This is a genomic window from Aeromonas sp. TECH754, from assembly GCF_056279295.1.
The window spans coordinates 2,545,440-2,559,243 of record NZ_JBWBRA010000001.1; the positions used below are offsets into that span (position 1 = coordinate 2,545,440).

The 13,804-nt window shown below is 61.9% G+C and carries 17 protein-coding genes; 2 read left to right on the top strand and 15 right to left on the bottom strand.

All coding sequences use genetic code 11. The features are described from left to right. The first annotated feature begins 192 nt into the window (after window positions 1-192). Complete coding sequence (locus tag ACZ9IL_RS11270) at window positions 193-1,404, top strand: RsmB/NOP family class I SAM-dependent RNA methyltransferase (protein ID WP_042642204.1); 1,212 nt, start codon at window positions 193-195, stop codon at window positions 1,402-1,404. Window positions 1,405-1,471: 67 nt separating this feature from the next. Here ACZ9IL_RS11270 and ACZ9IL_RS11275 read toward each other — a convergent pair whose 3' ends face one another. Then, the gene (locus tag ACZ9IL_RS11275) at window positions 1,472-1,816 is read right to left on the bottom strand and encodes a Grx4 family monothiol glutaredoxin (RefSeq protein ID WP_042642206.1); all 345 of its coding nucleotides are present in this window, start codon (window positions 1,814-1,816) and stop codon (window positions 1,472-1,474) included. Between the two features lie 285 nt (window positions 1,817-2,101). Here ACZ9IL_RS11275 and sodB point away from each other — a divergent pair, with 285 nt between their 5' ends. Beyond that, on the top strand, window positions 2,102-2,686 hold the full coding sequence (gene sodB, locus ACZ9IL_RS11280; protein WP_042642207.1) for a superoxide dismutase [Fe]: 585 nt from the start codon (window positions 2,102-2,104) through the stop codon (window positions 2,684-2,686). A gap of 108 nt (window positions 2,687-2,794) precedes the next feature. Here the strand turns inward: sodB and ACZ9IL_RS11285 are convergent, their stop codons facing one another. The 14 genes from ACZ9IL_RS11285 to ACZ9IL_RS11350 form a co-directional block, all read right to left on the bottom strand. Beyond that, the gene (locus tag ACZ9IL_RS11285; protein WP_476003602.1) at window positions 2,795-3,604 is read right to left on the bottom strand and encodes an MlaA family lipoprotein; all 810 of its coding nucleotides are present in this window, start codon (window positions 3,602-3,604) and stop codon (window positions 2,795-2,797) included. A gap of 79 nt (window positions 3,605-3,683) precedes the next feature. Beyond that, window positions 3,684-4,967: a c-type cytochrome biogenesis protein CcmI gene (gene ccmI / locus ACZ9IL_RS11290; protein WP_476003603.1), complete on the bottom strand. Its 1,284-nt coding sequence runs from the start codon at window positions 4,965-4,967 to the stop codon at window positions 3,684-3,686. Beyond that, a complete protein-coding gene (locus ACZ9IL_RS11295; RefSeq protein ID WP_476003604.1) occupies window positions 4,964-5,443 on the bottom strand; it encodes a cytochrome c-type biogenesis protein in 480 nt (159 codons plus the stop codon). Before ACZ9IL_RS11295 ends, ccmI begins: the two co-directional genes overlap by 4 nt. Window positions 5,444-5,454: 11 nt before the next feature. Next, the gene (locus ACZ9IL_RS11300) at window positions 5,455-5,985 is read right to left on the bottom strand and encodes a DsbE family thiol:disulfide interchange protein (protein WP_476003605.1); all 531 of its coding nucleotides are present in this window, start codon (window positions 5,983-5,985) and stop codon (window positions 5,455-5,457) included. Next, window positions 5,982-7,937 carry a heme lyase CcmF/NrfE family subunit gene (locus ACZ9IL_RS11305; protein ID WP_476003606.1) on the bottom strand — a complete coding sequence of 652 codons (1,956 nt, stop codon included), beginning with the start codon at window positions 7,935-7,937 and terminating at the stop codon, window positions 5,982-5,984. Before ACZ9IL_RS11305 ends, ACZ9IL_RS11300 begins: the two co-directional genes overlap by 4 nt. Window positions 7,938-8,019: 82 nt before the next feature. After that, window positions 8,020-8,511 (bottom strand): cytochrome c maturation protein CcmE, encoded by a 492-nt coding sequence (gene ccmE, locus ACZ9IL_RS11310; RefSeq protein ID WP_476003607.1) that lies wholly within the window; start codon window positions 8,509-8,511, stop codon window positions 8,020-8,022. Next, a complete protein-coding gene (gene ccmD, locus ACZ9IL_RS11315; protein WP_476003608.1) occupies window positions 8,508-8,714 on the bottom strand; it encodes a heme exporter protein CcmD in 207 nt (68 codons plus the stop codon). Before ccmD ends, ccmE begins: the two co-directional genes overlap by 4 nt. 2 nt (window positions 8,715-8,716) lie before the next feature. After that, window positions 8,717-9,457: a heme ABC transporter permease gene (locus tag ACZ9IL_RS11320; protein WP_476003609.1), complete on the bottom strand. Its 741-nt coding sequence runs from the start codon at window positions 9,455-9,457 to the stop codon at window positions 8,717-8,719. 163 nt (window positions 9,458-9,620) lie between these two features. Next, window positions 9,621-10,289, bottom strand: coding sequence for a heme exporter protein CcmB (gene ccmB / locus ACZ9IL_RS11325; protein WP_476003610.1), 669 nt, complete (start codon window positions 10,287-10,289; stop codon window positions 9,621-9,623). Then, window positions 10,289-10,930: a cytochrome c biogenesis heme-transporting ATPase CcmA gene (ccmA, locus tag ACZ9IL_RS11330; protein WP_476003611.1), complete on the bottom strand. Its 642-nt coding sequence runs from the start codon at window positions 10,928-10,930 to the stop codon at window positions 10,289-10,291. The genes ccmB and ccmA overlap by 1 nt, the downstream gene beginning before the upstream one ends. A gap of 163 nt (window positions 10,931-11,093) precedes the next feature. Further along, window positions 11,094-11,480, bottom strand: coding sequence for a DUF2802 domain-containing protein (locus ACZ9IL_RS11335; protein ID WP_476003612.1), 387 nt, complete (start codon window positions 11,478-11,480; stop codon window positions 11,094-11,096). Between the two features lie 91 nt (window positions 11,481-11,571). Then, on the bottom strand, window positions 11,572-12,060 hold the full coding sequence (locus tag ACZ9IL_RS11340; protein ID WP_033130834.1) for a chemotaxis protein CheW: 489 nt from the start codon (window positions 12,058-12,060) through the stop codon (window positions 11,572-11,574). 69 nt (window positions 12,061-12,129) lie between these two features. Beyond that, entirely contained in the window at window positions 12,130-13,011 is an 882-nt protein-coding gene (locus ACZ9IL_RS11345) for a chemotaxis protein CheW (protein ID WP_476003614.1), read from the bottom strand. Further along, complete coding sequence (locus tag ACZ9IL_RS11350) at window positions 13,008-13,802, bottom strand: ParA family protein (RefSeq protein WP_476003615.1); 795 nt, start codon at window positions 13,800-13,802, stop codon at window positions 13,008-13,010. Before ACZ9IL_RS11350 ends, ACZ9IL_RS11345 begins: the two co-directional genes overlap by 4 nt. Window positions 13,803-13,804: the final 2 nt, after the last annotated feature.

A 13,804-nucleotide genomic window follows, 5' to 3' on the forward strand; every position in this document is an offset into this window, starting at 1 on the left:
AATGCGTTCGCCCGAACTGCCCAACATCATTTTCCCGCCACGCCGATAAGTCCAGCGCCATCCGCTGTACATTCCCCGTATGGGGACGGTTGCGCCAACGCGGTCTAACCCCTATCATTGCGCGGATTTGTCCGTTTCAGAACCCCCTGTGCTACGGGGCCGGTTCATCCTTTTTTGGCCAAGGTTAATCTCATGCTCAAGTCCCCACTGTTGCCCCGTTCCGGGGATCTGGTCGTTGCCATCGTTGACGATGTATTGGCCCAGGGTCTCACCCTGGACAGAGCCTATGCCCGTCACTTCTCCGGCATCGAACTCAAACCGCAAGAACAGGCAAGGATTGCCCTGGTCACCGGCGATCTGCTGCGCCGCCTCAGCCTCTATTGCGCCCTGACCGGCATCCAGGTGCGTCAGGCCTCGAAGAACGTCTGGCCGCTGCTGCACAGCTGGCACGCCTTCCACAAGATAGCTCAGTCGAACCACCCGACTCTGGATCGCTTCAACGAAGAGGCCTTCCGCCGCCGTCTCAGCGAAGCCAAGAAGAACCCGGTGCTGATGGATGGCTGCCCGAGCTGGCTGGAGAAACTCGGCAGCGAGCAGCTGGGTGACGCCTGGCCTGCCGAACGTGCCGCCCTGGCCTGGATGCCCAAGCGCTACCTGAGGGTCAATACCCTCAAGGGTACCCTGGAGCAGTTGCAAGCCGCTCTGGCCAAAGAAGGGGTCAATACCATACCGGTCGAGGGTGTGCCGACCGCCCTGCAGGTCACCTCTGACGCCGCCCTGTTCCGCACCAAGGCCTTCGCCGATGGCTTGTTCGAGCAACAGGATGCCGGCTCCCAGCTGGTCGCCGCTGCTCTTGAGGTCACCCCGGGCATGCGCGTCATCGACGCCTGCGCCGGTGCCGGTGGCAAGACCCTGCACATCGCCGCCATGATGAGCGGCAAGGGCCGTCTGCTGGCGATGGACGTGGAAGAGTGGAAGCTGGAGAACCTCAAGCAGCGCGCTCGCCGCGCCGGTGCCCACAACGTGGAAACCCGGGTCATCGAGAGCAGCAAGACCGTCAAGCGCCTCAAGGGCACCGCCGATCGGGTGCTGCTGGACGTGCCCTGCTCCGGCCTGGGCGTGCTCAAGCGCAACCCGGATGCCAAGTGGCGCGACACCGCCGAGCGCCTGCCGGTGCTGATGGCCCTGCAAGAAGAAATCCTGCAGCGCTACAGCCAGATGGTGAAGGTCGGCGGTCTGCTGGTCTATGCAACCTGCTCCATCCTGCCCCAGGAAAACCGCCAGCAGGTGGACAAATTCCTGGCCGCCAACGACAACTACCGGCTGCGTGACGACCATACCGTCAGCCCGGCCGAGACCGGCTTCGACGGTTTCTACATGGCGCGGATCGAACGCATCGGCTGATGCCGTCAGCTTGAATTAAAAAAGGGGGAGCCATTGGCTCCCCCTTTTGCATGATGTGGATGCGACCTTATTCGGCAGCGGCCTCATCTTGCTTGTGCTTGGCGGCCACTTCCTTGATCAGGGTCTGCAGCTCACCGGCCTGGAACATCTCGATCATGATGTCGCAGCCACCGACCAACTCTCCTTCCACCCACAGCTGGGGGAAGGTGGGCCAGTTAGCGAACTTCGGCAACTCGGCACGGATGTCCGGGTTTTGCAGGATGTCGACGTAAGCAAAGGGCTCACCGCAGGACATCATGGCCTGGGAAGCCTGGGCAGAGAAACCGCAGCTGGGCAGCTTGGGGGATCCCTTCATGTAGAGGATGATGGGGTTGTCAGCCAGTTGCTGTTTGATCTTTTCGATAGTTTCCATAGGTGCCTCACTAGAGCGATTTCGGCGGCCATTCTACTGCAAACCGGGCAGACCACAAACTGGCAAACCGTGCGAAGTGCAAGAAGATATGGGTCAATAAGTGGCAGCTTGATCCAAGTCATGGCGAGAATCAAGAGTTGTTAGCCCATCTTTGATACTGCTACAATCGACGGGCTTTGGGCCTTTCGGCCCCTATTTTAACAACAATTCTTTTCAAAATAGAAAAGAGTACGCAATGTCTTGCAACCGTCGCTGTCGCACGGTCCAGCCAATGGAGAGTAGAAAATGGCTTTCGAACTTCCCGCTCTGCCCTATGCAATCAATGCTCTGGAACCGCACATCTCCCAGGAGACCCTGGAATATCACCACGGCAAGCACCACAACACCTACGTGGTCAACCTGAACAACCTGGTGCCGGGTACCGAGTTTGAAGGCAAGTCTCTGGAAGAGATCATCAAGACCTCCACCGGTGGTGTCTTCAACAACGCCGCCCAGATCTGGAACCACACCTTCTACTGGCACTGCCTCTCCCCGAACGGCGGTGGCGAACCGACTGGCGCCCTGGCCGATGCCATCATCAAGGCCTTCGGCTCCTTCGCCGAGTTCAAGGATGCGTTCACCAAGTCTGCCATCGGCAACTTCGGTTCTAGCTGGACCTGGTTGGTGAAGAAAGCCGACGGCTCCCTGGCCATCGTCAACACCTCCAACGCCGGCTGCCCGCTGACCGAAGCCGGGACCACCCCGCTGCTGACCGTCGACCTGTGGGAGCACGCCTACTACATCGATTTCCGCAACCTGCGTCCGAAGTACATGGAAACCTTCTGGACCCTGGTCAACTGGGAATTCGTGGCCAAGAACCTGGCTGCCTGATAGCCCGCTCTTGCCAAAACGCCCCGCACCGCGGGGCGTTTTTTTATGGCTGATAACCAACAAGAAGGGCGCCCACTGGCGCCCTCTTTATTCACACGTAGCTGACGCTTACTGGTCTATCTCGTCCAGATACTCGTCCAGGTTGCTGTCATCTTGCTGGCCCTTCTGCTGCTTGAGCTCAGGCTGGCGACCACTCACCTTGCCATCGTTGTACTGCAGGTAGAAGTCCTTGGTCAGGGCATAGGGATCGAGCGCGTTGTCGATGATCCGCTCCTGATCGATCAGCTTGGCTCGCGTTCCCACCCCATCCAGCGCCCAGTGCACCACCCGCAACGGGAAGGTCAGCAGGGCATAGGGGAAGTAGATGGTATCTATGGTATCGCCCACCAGCTCACGGGTAGTGGTCGGGCCGTAGACAGGCACCATGATGTAGGCGCCATCGCCGATGTCAGCCTTGCCGAGCACGGTATCCATCTCCAGCATGTTGCGCTCGAGACCGGCATGCTTGGCCACATCGAAGATCCCGAGCAGACCCACGGTGGTGTTGAGGGTAAAGCGGCCGAGGTTGGTGCCCGCGCCTTTCAAGTCACCGGTGAGCAGGTGGTTGACCATGCTGCTCGGCTCGTCGAAGTTATCCACGAAATTGTCGATGCCGTCCTTCACCCCCTGCGGTACGTAGCGGGCATAGCCGTGTACCACGGGACGGGCCACATAGGGCTCAAGCACGTCGTAGTTGACCGCCCACATGGCACGGTTGGCGCTCTGGAAGGGATCACGGGGATCGCTGGCCGTACTGGTGGCCTCGGGACGGTTTGGGGTTTCTTCGAGATCCAGGCTCTCTGGGCCCGGCTTGGGAGGGCCACCCGCACAGCCCCCCAATAGCAGTGCCACTGCCAATGCTCCTGAACGCAGATACATATGAAAGTCCTAAGCTTTTTTGGGAATCTTTATGAATTATAGGTAGCCCGCCCCATCCCGGGGTCGGGCCAAGAGGGTATTAGAGGGCGTGATCGATGCGGATGTCAATCGGCGCTGTAGGAATTGAGGTCGTAGGTACCGTGACAGAGACCCCTTCGAAGGCCCCTTCCTTGTCCATGACGTTGCCGCCACGGGACAAACGGGCCTTGAACTGCAACTCGGGATAGGCCGCCAGCTTGCTGCCTTCCATCATGGCGTCACCATCCCCGAGAGACAGGGTCAGCGGGAAGCCGGGACCCGGGATACGCTTGACCGCGATGGGCATGGGCGGGCCGTTGGGGATCACCGCAAACACGAACAGGTGGGCGTCTTCCGGCAGCTGGATCCCCGGCGCCAGGCTGATGTGGAGCGGGAATTCCCCCTCCTTCACCGCCAGCACCTGAGCCTCTGCCTGGGTAGTCGCCTGAGCGGCCGGGGCAGCGGCCGGGGCAGCGGTCGGGGCTATGCCGCGCTGGCGCAGTTGCTGCTCGGCGTACTCGATGGAGCGCTCCACCATGGCGTGGCGGGTCGAGCCCTTCTCCAGCAGCGGCAACATCGCCTGCCAGCGATCGAGGGCGGTCTGGAAGTCCTCCTTCTGCAACGCCATGAAGGCGTAGACGGAACGCGCCTCTATGTTGGCAGGATCCTGGGTGATGGCGGCCTGCAGCAGTTGTGCCGCCTGCGCCTCCTCCCCCGTCATCATCAGCGCCTGGGCATAGGGCACCGCCACCATGGATTTTTGCGGCGCCAGGCCATAGGCCCGCTCCAGCGCCTCACGGGCCATCTCGGGATCGTTGCCATCCAGGGTCAGCCGACCCAGCAGCAACCAGCCGCGATAATCGTTCGGCTCATCCTTGAGGCGGGTGCGCAGGCCTAAGGTGAAGTCCAGCAGATCTTGCTCGGTCACCGCGCTGTCACGCTCCACCAGGATGCGGTTGCTGAGCTCCCCGAGCCGGCTGCTGGCATCCTGCCAGCGCTGCACCTCGGGCCAGGCACCCAGCTTGTAGTAAAGGCCGAGGCTCACCACCACCAGCACCAACACGCCCGGGATCCACACCAGACTCTTGCCGCCACGGGCGGTCTGCTCCACATCGGGGATGTCGTCCAGCAGGCTGCGCTGCAGCTCCACCAGAGATTCCGACTCCTCCGCCAGCACCCCTTGCTCGCGCTCCTCGCCTATCTCCAGCAGGCGCTGGCGATAGAGCTGTTTGTTGAGCGCCGAGCGGCTGATGCTCTGGCTACCCTCACCGCGCCACAGCGGCAAGATCAGCGCCAGGCTCACCAGCACCAGCAGGGCCGCGATCACTATCCAAAAAGCGGTCATTGTTTCTCTTCCTCTTTGAGCAGGGCGGCCAGCCGGGCCTGCTCTGTCGCGCTCAGGGCGCTCTGTACCTGGACGGCGGCGGGGGAACGGCGGTGGCTGCGCACCACCACAGTGGTGGCGCCGATGACGATGACCAGCAAGGGGCCGAGCCACAGGATCAGGGTCGAGGCCATCATGGGCGGGTCATACAGGATGAAGTTGCCGTAGCGGGCCACCATGTAGTCCACCACCTGCTGCTTGTCTTTCCCTTCGCGCACCATCTGGTAGGTCTTGTCCCGCAGGTCCTTGGCAAGCCCGGCGTTGGAGTCGGCGATGTCCTGGTTCTGACACTTGGGGCAACGCAGCTCCTTGGTCAGCTCCCGGAAGGTCTGCTCCTGGGCGTCGCTGTCGAAGGTGTAGACATCGATGGCGGCGCGGGCCTGACCGGCGCCGAGCAGGCCCGCCATCAGCAATAAAGAAGCAATCAGTGTTTTCATCTATGGCTCCCTTATTTCATGGCATCGAAGATGGGTTTGAGGGTCGAGGCCCAGACTTCGGGATTCACATCCCCCACATGGCGATAGCGGATGATGCCCTGGCTGTCGATGAAGAAGGTCTCGGGGGCGCCATAGACGCCGAGATCCAGCCCCAGCATGCCGTCGGGATCATAGAGGTTGACCTGATAAGGGTTGCCGAGCTCCGCCAGCCACTTGATGGCCTTGTCCCGCTCGTCCTTGTAGTTCATGCCGACGATGTAGATACCCTGCCCCGCCAGCTGTTTGAGATAGGTGTGCTCCCCATAGCAGGTCGGGCACCAGGTCGCCCAGACGTTGAGCAGCATGGGGCGTCCCTTGAGGATGCTCCTGTCGTGCTGCTTGTCGAGGTCATAGATGTCCTGCAGGGTGAACATCGGCACCTCCTTGTCCACCATCACGGATTCGAGCTTGGTGGGATCGGAATAGAGCCCCTTGAACAGGAACACCGCGCCCATCAGGAAGATGATGAACGGCAGCAGAAACAGCCAGGTCTTCTTGCTCATGCCTTGGCCTCCTCGTCACGGCGACCGAACCGATAACGCTTGTCCAGCATCGCCAGCACACCGCCGATGGCCATGAAGACGCCGCCGAACCAGATCCAGCGCACGAATGGCTTGTAGTAGATCCGCACCGCCCAGGCCCCGTTGTCGAGCTGCTCGCCGAGCGCCGCATAGAGATCCCGGGTGATGCCCGCGTCGATGGCGGCCTCGGTCATCGGCATGCGGCTCACCTTGTACATCCGCTTCTCGGGCTTGAGCAGGGCGACCTGCTTGCCGTTCTGGTGCACTTCCAGCACGCCCTTGAAGCCGTCGTAGTTGGGGCCGTTCTTCTCCTTGATGCCGGTGAAGACGAACTCGTAGTCGGCGAACTTCACCCTGTCGCCTGCCTGCATGCGCAGGTCCTTCTCGATGCTGTAGTTCTGGGTGCAGGCGATGCCGATGATGCTGACCGCGAGCCCCACATGACCCAGGATCATGGCCCAGTGGCTGTTGCCGAGCTTGCGCACTCCGGTGGAGAAGCTGTGCTTGTGGGTGGCGCGCACCCAGGTCTCCTGCACGCTGGTGATGATGATCCAGGCGCCCAGACCAATGCCGAGCGCCGCCCAGGGTTTGAACTCCTCGGCCAGCAGCAAGGGCAGCAGGAAGGCGGCGGCCAGGCTCAATACCAGCGCGAAGATCACCTTGCCCTTGAGTTCACCGACTTCCTGGCGACGCCAGCGGAACAGGGGCCCCAGCCCCATCAGCAGGGCGAACGGGATGATCAGCCAGCTGTAGATGTGGTTGAAGAAGGGGGTACCGATGGAGATGCTGCCAAGCCCCAGCTCCTTGTGCACCAGGGGTAGCAGGGTGCCGAGCAGCACGGTCAGCAGGCCCGCCACCAGCAGAATGTTGTTGCCAAGCAACAGGGTCTCGCGACTCAACAGCGCGTGCTTGCCATGGCTCTTGACTTGAGAGCCCTTGAAGGCGAACAGCAGCAGGGAGCTGCCGATCACCGCCAGCAGGAAGCCGAGGATGAACAGGCCGCGGGTCGGGTCGGAGGCGAAGGCATGGACCGACACCAGCACACCGGAGCGCACCAGGAAGGTGCCGAGCAGGCTCAAGGAGAAGGCCGACAGCGCCAGCAGCACGGTCCAGGCCTTGAAGCTGGCGCGCTTCTCGCTCACCGACAGTGAATGCAGCAGCGCTGTGCCCGCCAGCCAGGGCATGAAGGAGGCGTTTTCCACCGGATCCCAGAACCACCAGCCGCCCCAGCCGAGTTCGTAATAGGCCCACCAGGAGCCGAGCACTATGCCGAGCGTCAGGAACACCCAGGCGGCCATGGTCCAGGGACGGGACCAGCGCGCCCAGGTGGCGTCGAGTCGGCCGGTCATCAGGGAGGCAATGGCGAAGGCGAAGGCCACCGAGAAGCCCACATACCCCATGTAGAGCATGGGCGGATGGAAGATGAGGCCGGGATCCTGCAATAGCGGATTGAGGTCGCGTCCATCCACCGGGAAGTACGGCAGGGTACGGGTGAAGGGATCCGAGGTGAACAGCACGAAGGCGGTGAAACCGACCGAGATGAGGCCGAGCACGCCGAGCACCCGCGCCACCGCATCGAGCGGCAGACGGCGACTGAACAGCGCCACGGCGGCGGTCCAGCCGCCGAGCGTCAGCACCCACAACAGCAGGGATCCCTCGTGGGCGCCCCACACCGCCGAGATGCGGTAGGCGAGCGGCAGCAGGCTGTTGGAGTTGGTGGCCACGTACTGCACGGTGAAGTCGTTGTCGACGAAGGCCCAGGTCAGGCAGAGGAACGACAGCAGCAACAGCAGAAACTGGGTATAAGCCAGCGGTCTGGCCGCCGACATCATGCCGAGGCGACCCAGCTTGGCGCCGAGCAGCGGGTAGCTGCCCAGCAGCAGGGCGGTGGCAAAGGCCAGGATCAGTGCAAATTGACCTAATTCCGGGATCATGAACGACTTCCTTTCAATTGAGCCGCGGCATGAACCGGTGCACGGGCAGGAGACGGTGAGAATGGCACTGATGCTGCCGGGGTCATTGTGTGGCCCCCTTCAGCTGCGCCTCGGTATATTCCGGCTTGAAGTGCATCCCGTTGGTGGCATCGGCTACCTCGGGCGGCATGTAGTTCTCGTCGTGCTTGGCCAGCACCTCGAAGGCGGCGACCGTGGTGGCATCCTTGAGGGTGCCCTGAGCGACGATGCCCTGCCCCTCGCGGAACAGGTCCGGCAGAATACCGTCAAACTCCACCGTCACCAGATGACCACCGTTGTCCACCAGCTTGAAGGCGACCTTGAGGCTCTGGGGATCCCGCGCCACCGACCCCGGCACCACCAGGCCACCGATGCGCAGACGCTGTCCCTCCTCCGGCTTGATCTTGTCCGCTCCCTTGCCTTCGACCAGCTCGCTCGGGGTATAGAAGAGATCGATGTTCTGGCTGAGGGCATAGAGCACCAGGCCAATCACGCCGGCGAGGCCGAGGCTGATGGCCAGGATGATGCTGAGGCGTTTCTTGCGTCTCGGGTTCATAGGGTGTTCTCCATCTGCTGGGCTGCCTGACGGCGGGCCTCGCGGGCCTGCTTGTTGCGCAATTCGCCGAGCAGGCTGCGGGTTTTCAACCGGGTGGAAATGACGATGCCGACCAGACAGAGCAGGGTCAGACCGAAGGAGAGCCAGACGTAGAAGGCGTAACCGCCCATGGCCACGAAGTCACTGAATGAGGCAAAGTGCATGCTTACTTCTCCTGCCTGGCGATGTCGGCGACCCAGGGGCGATGCCACTCCCGCATCAGGAGCTCATTGCGGAACCGCATCAGGGTCAGGGCGCCGAGGAAGGTCGCGAACGCCAGTATCATGATGAGCAGCGGCCACAGCATCTCGGCCGAGATGGAGGGCTTGTCGAATTTGGTGATGGAGGCGCCCTGGTGCAGGGTGTTCCACCACTCCACCGAGTAATGAATGATGGGCAGGTTGATCACCCCCACCAACGCCAGTATGCCGGCGGCACGTCCTGCCACCACCTTGTCGCTGAAGGCGTTGTAGAGCGCGATCACCCCCAGATAGAGGAACAGCAGGATGAGCTCGGAAGTGAGGCGGGCATCCCAGACCCACCAGGTGCCCCACATGGGCTTGCCCCAGGCGGCGCCAGTGAACAGTGCGATGAAGGTGAACACGGCGCCCACCGGGGCGACGGCAGCCACCGTCATGTCAGCCATGCGCAGCTGCCACACCAGCCCGATGAAGGCCGCCACCGCCATGGTGGAGTAGGCTCCCATGGAGAGGATGGCGGAGGGCACATGGATGTAGATGATCCTGAAAGAGTCCCCCTGCTGGTAATCCGAAGGCGCGAATGCCAACCCCCAGACGGTGCCGGTGATGAAGGCCAGCAGGCTGATCACGGCAAACCAGGGCAGCAGGGTCCCCGCCAGCCGGTAGGCTCGCTCGGGTTTGGCATAAGGGTGCAACCATTTCCACATAGCTCACAGAACCTTTCAGTTATTAATTTTTAGTGGCGAGGCCTACCATACCCACAGCCGGGAAACATCATATCCCCCGAAAGCAATAAGCAGCCATCCCCTTGATCTATCTCAATTAGATATTCTCAAAAAAGGCCTCAAAAAGGACTTCTTGCATAATTAATCAGTTAACGCTGACCCGCAGCGCCGCCGAGATGGCCAGCGGCGTCAGGGTCAGTGCCCCCACCAGCATGGCCCCCAGGATCGCGAGCTGACCGGCATAGGGCAACCCCATGCTGGCCGCATCGATGGCGGAGGTGGCGAAAATCAGCACCGGGATGTAGAGCGGCAACAGCAGCAGGCTGAGCAGCACCCCGCCCTTGCGCAGCCCCGCCGTCAGCGCGACCCCGACCGCGCCAAGCAGACTCAATATCGGAGTGCCGAGGGCCAAGGTGGCGACCACCGCCAGATAGGTTTTCATGTCCAGCGACAGCAAGATGGCGAGCAGGGGCGAGACCAGCAGCAGCGGTAGCCCGGTCAGCAGCCAGTGAGCGACCACTTTCGCCAACGCCAGCAGCCCGAGTGGATGGGGCATCAGCATCATCTGCTCCAGCGACCCGTCGCTGAAGTCATCGCGAAACAGCCGCTCCAGGGAGAGCATGGCCGCCAGCAGGGCCGCCACCCAGATGATACCGGGGGCGATGCGGGCCAGCAGCTTGGGCTCGGGTCCGATGCCGAGGGGGAACAGGGTGATGACGATGAGGAAGAACCAGAGCGGGTTGAAGATGTCGGCGCGCTGGCGCAGGGCCATCAGCAGCTCCCGCTGGATCAGGGTGAATACGGCGCTCAGCATCAGACAGCATCCTGCAGCAAGGGGGTGAGAGAGAGGGTCTTCAGGCGTCCCTGCATCAGGGTCAAGTCCTGGTGGGTGGTGAGGATCACCAGGCCGCCGCGCTCGGCGTGGGTCAGGAACAACCGCTCGAGCACCTTGACCCCCTGCTTGTCGATGGCGGTGAAGGGCTCGTCCAGGATCCAGAGTGCCGGTCGCGCCGACAGCCAGAGCCTGGCCAGCGCCACTCGGCGCTGCTGGCCCGCCGAGAGCTGGCCCGCCGGGTAGTCTTCGAAACCGGCGAGGCCGACCTGGGCCAGCACCTGCCACAGATCCACGTCATGGGAACCGGTGCCGTGCAGCTTCTGGTAGAAGGCGAGGTTCTCGAGGGGAGTCAGGGTCGCCTTGACCCCGGGCTGATGGCCCAGATAGAGCAGATTGGCATGGTACTCATCGCGGCAACGGCGGATATCCTCCCCGTTCCAGCATACCTCACCGGCAAAGGGCTGGGACAGCCCGGTCAGCAACCGCAGCAGGCTGGTCTTGCCCACCCCGTTCGGGCCCTCAATCTGCACCAGATCGCCGGGCGTCACCGCGAAAGAGAGATGTTCAAACAGAGTGCGATCTTCACGCACGCAGCTCAGATTGTTGGCTTGAAGCAGCATGAGGATTTAATCAATGGAAAGAGGCGGCCTGCATGTTAACACAGGATTGGAGAGCGTCTTTTCAAAGATGCCAACAATCAGCAGGATTTGTGGGGGAGATCGCGCCTTGCCAGAGGCATATGTGGCAAGGGAAATCGGGGAAGCGAATACCTCCCCTCAGGATTCAGGAGCGGCCTTTGCGCAGGGAGATCAGCAACTCGGCTTCGGCTTGCGGTAACTCGCACTCGCTCATGACTTCATCGAGATCGGCACCGAGTTCCACCATCTTGGCGGCGCGGCTGTAGAGACGGCGCTCCGGGTCCTGCAGGGTCAGCTCCTGCTGGCTGTCATGGATCTTCTGCATGGCCCCTTCGGCCGATTGCAGGCGCTGGCCCATGCCGATGGCCCCGGTATGGAGCTCCATCATCTGCTTGCGCAGACTCTCGAGCTGGCCCTGCAGCGTCTCTACCCTGGCCTCGGACTCTCGTCGGCTGCGACGCTGGCCGAATATCCCGACCAGGGCCAGCACCAGTGCCAACAAGGACAACCCCAAGGCTGCGAATTCAATCATCAAGCTATCACCTTCCAGTCAAGCAAACCGAGCAATGCGACCCCAGGCATGTGCGCCCGAAGCCCGCATTGTCTCGTACTTCCGTTCCCGATCACAGGGAGCCGATATCGTCCCACTCTTCGTCCGAGAGCAGCTTGTTGAGATCCACCAGGATCAGCAGCTGACCATCGCGGTTGCTGACCCCCTGAATGAACTTGGCGCTCTCCTCGGTGCCCACCGCCGGGGCGGGATCGATCTCGGAGGAACGCAGATAGACCACCTCGGCCACGCTGTCCACCATGATGCCGATCACCTGCTTCTCCGCTTCGATGATCACGATGCGCGAGTTCTCGCTCACATCCCCGGCCGGCAGGCCGAAGCGGGAGCGGGTGTCGATGACGGTCACCACATTGCCACGCAGGTTGATGATGCCCAGCACATAGTCGGGGGCACCCGGTACCGGGGCGATCTCGGTGTAGCGCAACACCTCCTGGACCTGCATCACGTTGATGCCATAGGTCTCGTTTTCCAGCTGGAAGGTCACCCACTGCAGCACTTCATCTTCGGCCAGATTCTGTGCGATATTGCGCTTCTCTGTCATGCTCTTAATCCTTGTATGAACCCGTCAACGGGTAAAATTAGCAATAAAACCACGGTATTGCCGATATTCTCAGCGACCTTCAATGTTCACGCCACGCCCGAGCAGCACCAGCAATTCCCTGACGTGCAGCAGGGCACACATCTTCTCCTTGACCATGCCCGCCAGCCAGGGGCGCTTGCCCTCCTGATGGCGCCATTTCACCTGGTCCCGACGCAACAGCTCGGTGCCCTTGAGCTGATGGCAGGCCAGCCCCCAGGGGGACTCTCCCAGCATGATCAGATACTTGTAGTCGGTGACATCCAGTGATCTGTCCGGCATCACCCAGAGCGCCGTGTCCACCACGTTCATCTTCTGATCCCGGGAGGCCATGATGCCGCGGTACCAGGCCGGCTGGCCGAACAGGGAAGTCACCTCCCCCAGCTGGTGAATGCCGCCAAGCTCGGTCAGGGGCACCGCAAAGGTCACCCCCGCCACATCGAAGAAGAGTGCCTGAAACTCGTTGCCGGTGTCCAGATTCTCCCAGCTCGACGGAGCGGCCTCCACCTCGAGCCGGGGCGCCAGCTCGGGTTCGGTCACCAGCAGGGTGGCCGGCTCGATGACGACAGGTGCCGGGATGATCTCGGGCTGCGCCGGTTCGAGTTCGACTGGCGCGCGGGTCTCGAGCTCTACCTCGATCTGCAAGGGCTCGGCGTGGCTCTCCTCATGGCTCAGGGCATCCATCTCGAACTGCACCTGACCCACCTGGGCAAGCAGCTCGCTCAGTTGCTCGAGCCGCGTGTCGGTTTCGAGATAGGGGGCGACGACCACCTCGGGCTGCGAGATGGCTTTGGCCTGACGCTGCAGTACCGGCGCCGGCTCCTCGTCATCCAGACTCTCCCGCAGCAGGGCATCGTCCAGCAGCAGGGAGTTGAAATAGTCGTCCATGGCCCGCACCTGGGTGGTTTCTCTCATGACATCACCTCTTGGGTCCGTTGACGCTCCTGAGCATCGAGATGGTTGAGCAGGGTCTCGTAGGCGTAAGTACCACGGCTGCCCGGCGCATAGATCGAAGGCGGAATGTGCAGCAGGCTGGCATCCCGGAATTTGGTGTCGATGGGGATGACCGCATTCCACACCGCCTCACCATACTGCTCCTTGATGGACTGCAGTGTCATCAGGGAGGCGCGGGTGCGCTTGTCAAACATGGTCGGGATGACGGTATAGCGGAACTTGTCCCGCTTGGAGCGCTGCATGATCTCGAAGGTCTTCATCATCCGCTCCAGCCCCTTGAGGGCCAAAAACTCGGTCTGCACCGGCACCAGGATCCTGTCGCAGGCCGCCAGTGCGTTGACCATCATGACCCCGAGCACCGGCGGGCAGTCGATGAGCACGTAGTCATACTGATCCTGCACCCGCAACAGGGCGCGCTTGAGCACCAACCCCATCCCTTCCCTGTTGCCCATCACCCGATCCAGGGTCGCCAGGGTAATCGACGCTGGCAGCAAATGAAGGTTGTCGAACTTGGTCTTGAGGGTCATGCGGTTGACCAGCTCGACACTGGGCTTGGTCGCCTGGAACAGCTCATAGAGGGTGCCCTCCAGCCGGTCCGAATCGAAATCGAAATAGGAGGTCAGGGAGGCATGAGGGTCGGTATCGATCAGCAGCACGCGCTGGCCACGCTGGGCCAACAGCCCTGCGAGAGAGACCACTGTGGTGGTTTTACCGACTCCACCTTTCTGATTGGCAACCGTCCAAACAATCACTG

Excerpts from the sequence above, each read along its gene's own strand:
- ACZ9IL_RS11345 (WP_476003614.1), bottom strand. The coding sequence starts at position 13,011 with ATGAGAGAAACCACCCAGGTGCGGGCCATGGACGACTATTTCAACTCC.
- ACZ9IL_RS11340 (WP_033130834.1), bottom strand. The coding sequence starts at position 12,060 with ATGACAGAGAAGCGCAATATCGCACAGAATCTGGCCGAAGATGAAGTG.
- sodB (WP_042642207.1), top strand. The coding sequence starts at position 2,102 with ATGGCTTTCGAACTTCCCGCTCTGCCCTATGCAATCAATGCTCTGGAA.
- ccmI (WP_476003603.1), bottom strand. The coding sequence starts at position 4,967 with ATGACCGCTTTTTGGATAGTGATCGCGGCCCTGCTGGTGCTGGTGAGC.
- ACZ9IL_RS11295 (WP_476003604.1), bottom strand. The coding sequence starts at position 5,443 with ATGAAAACACTGATTGCTTCTTTATTGCTGATGGCGGGCCTGCTCGGC.
- ACZ9IL_RS11270 (WP_042642204.1), top strand. The coding sequence starts at position 193 with ATGCTCAAGTCCCCACTGTTGCCCCGTTCCGGGGATCTGGTCGTTGCC.
- ACZ9IL_RS11285 (WP_476003602.1), bottom strand. The coding sequence starts at position 3,604 with ATGTATCTGCGTTCAGGAGCATTGGCAGTGGCACTGCTATTGGGGGGC.
- ACZ9IL_RS11300 (WP_476003605.1), bottom strand. The coding sequence starts at position 5,985 with ATGAGCAAGAAGACCTGGCTGTTTCTGCTGCCGTTCATCATCTTCCTG.
- ccmE (WP_476003607.1), bottom strand. The coding sequence starts at position 8,511 with ATGAACCCGAGACGCAAGAAACGCCTCAGCATCATCCTGGCCATCAGC.
- ACZ9IL_RS11275 (WP_042642206.1), bottom strand. The coding sequence starts at position 1,816 with ATGGAAACTATCGAAAAGATCAAACAGCAACTGGCTGACAACCCCATC.
- ACZ9IL_RS11305 (WP_476003606.1), bottom strand. The coding sequence starts at position 7,937 with ATGATCCCGGAATTAGGTCAATTTGCACTGATCCTGGCCTTTGCCACC.
- ccmA (WP_476003611.1), bottom strand. The coding sequence starts at position 10,930 with ATGCTGCTTCAAGCCAACAATCTGAGCTGCGTGCGTGAAGATCGCACT.
- ACZ9IL_RS11320 (WP_476003609.1), bottom strand. The coding sequence starts at position 9,457 with ATGTGGAAATGGTTGCACCCTTATGCCAAACCCGAGCGAGCCTACCGG.
- ccmB (WP_476003610.1), bottom strand. The coding sequence starts at position 10,289 with ATGCTGAGCGCCGTATTCACCCTGATCCAGCGGGAGCTGCTGATGGCC.
- ACZ9IL_RS11335 (WP_476003612.1), bottom strand. The coding sequence starts at position 11,480 with ATGATTGAATTCGCAGCCTTGGGGTTGTCCTTGTTGGCACTGGTGCTG.
- ccmD (WP_476003608.1), bottom strand. The coding sequence starts at position 8,714 with ATGCACTTTGCCTCATTCAGTGACTTCGTGGCCATGGGCGGTTACGCC.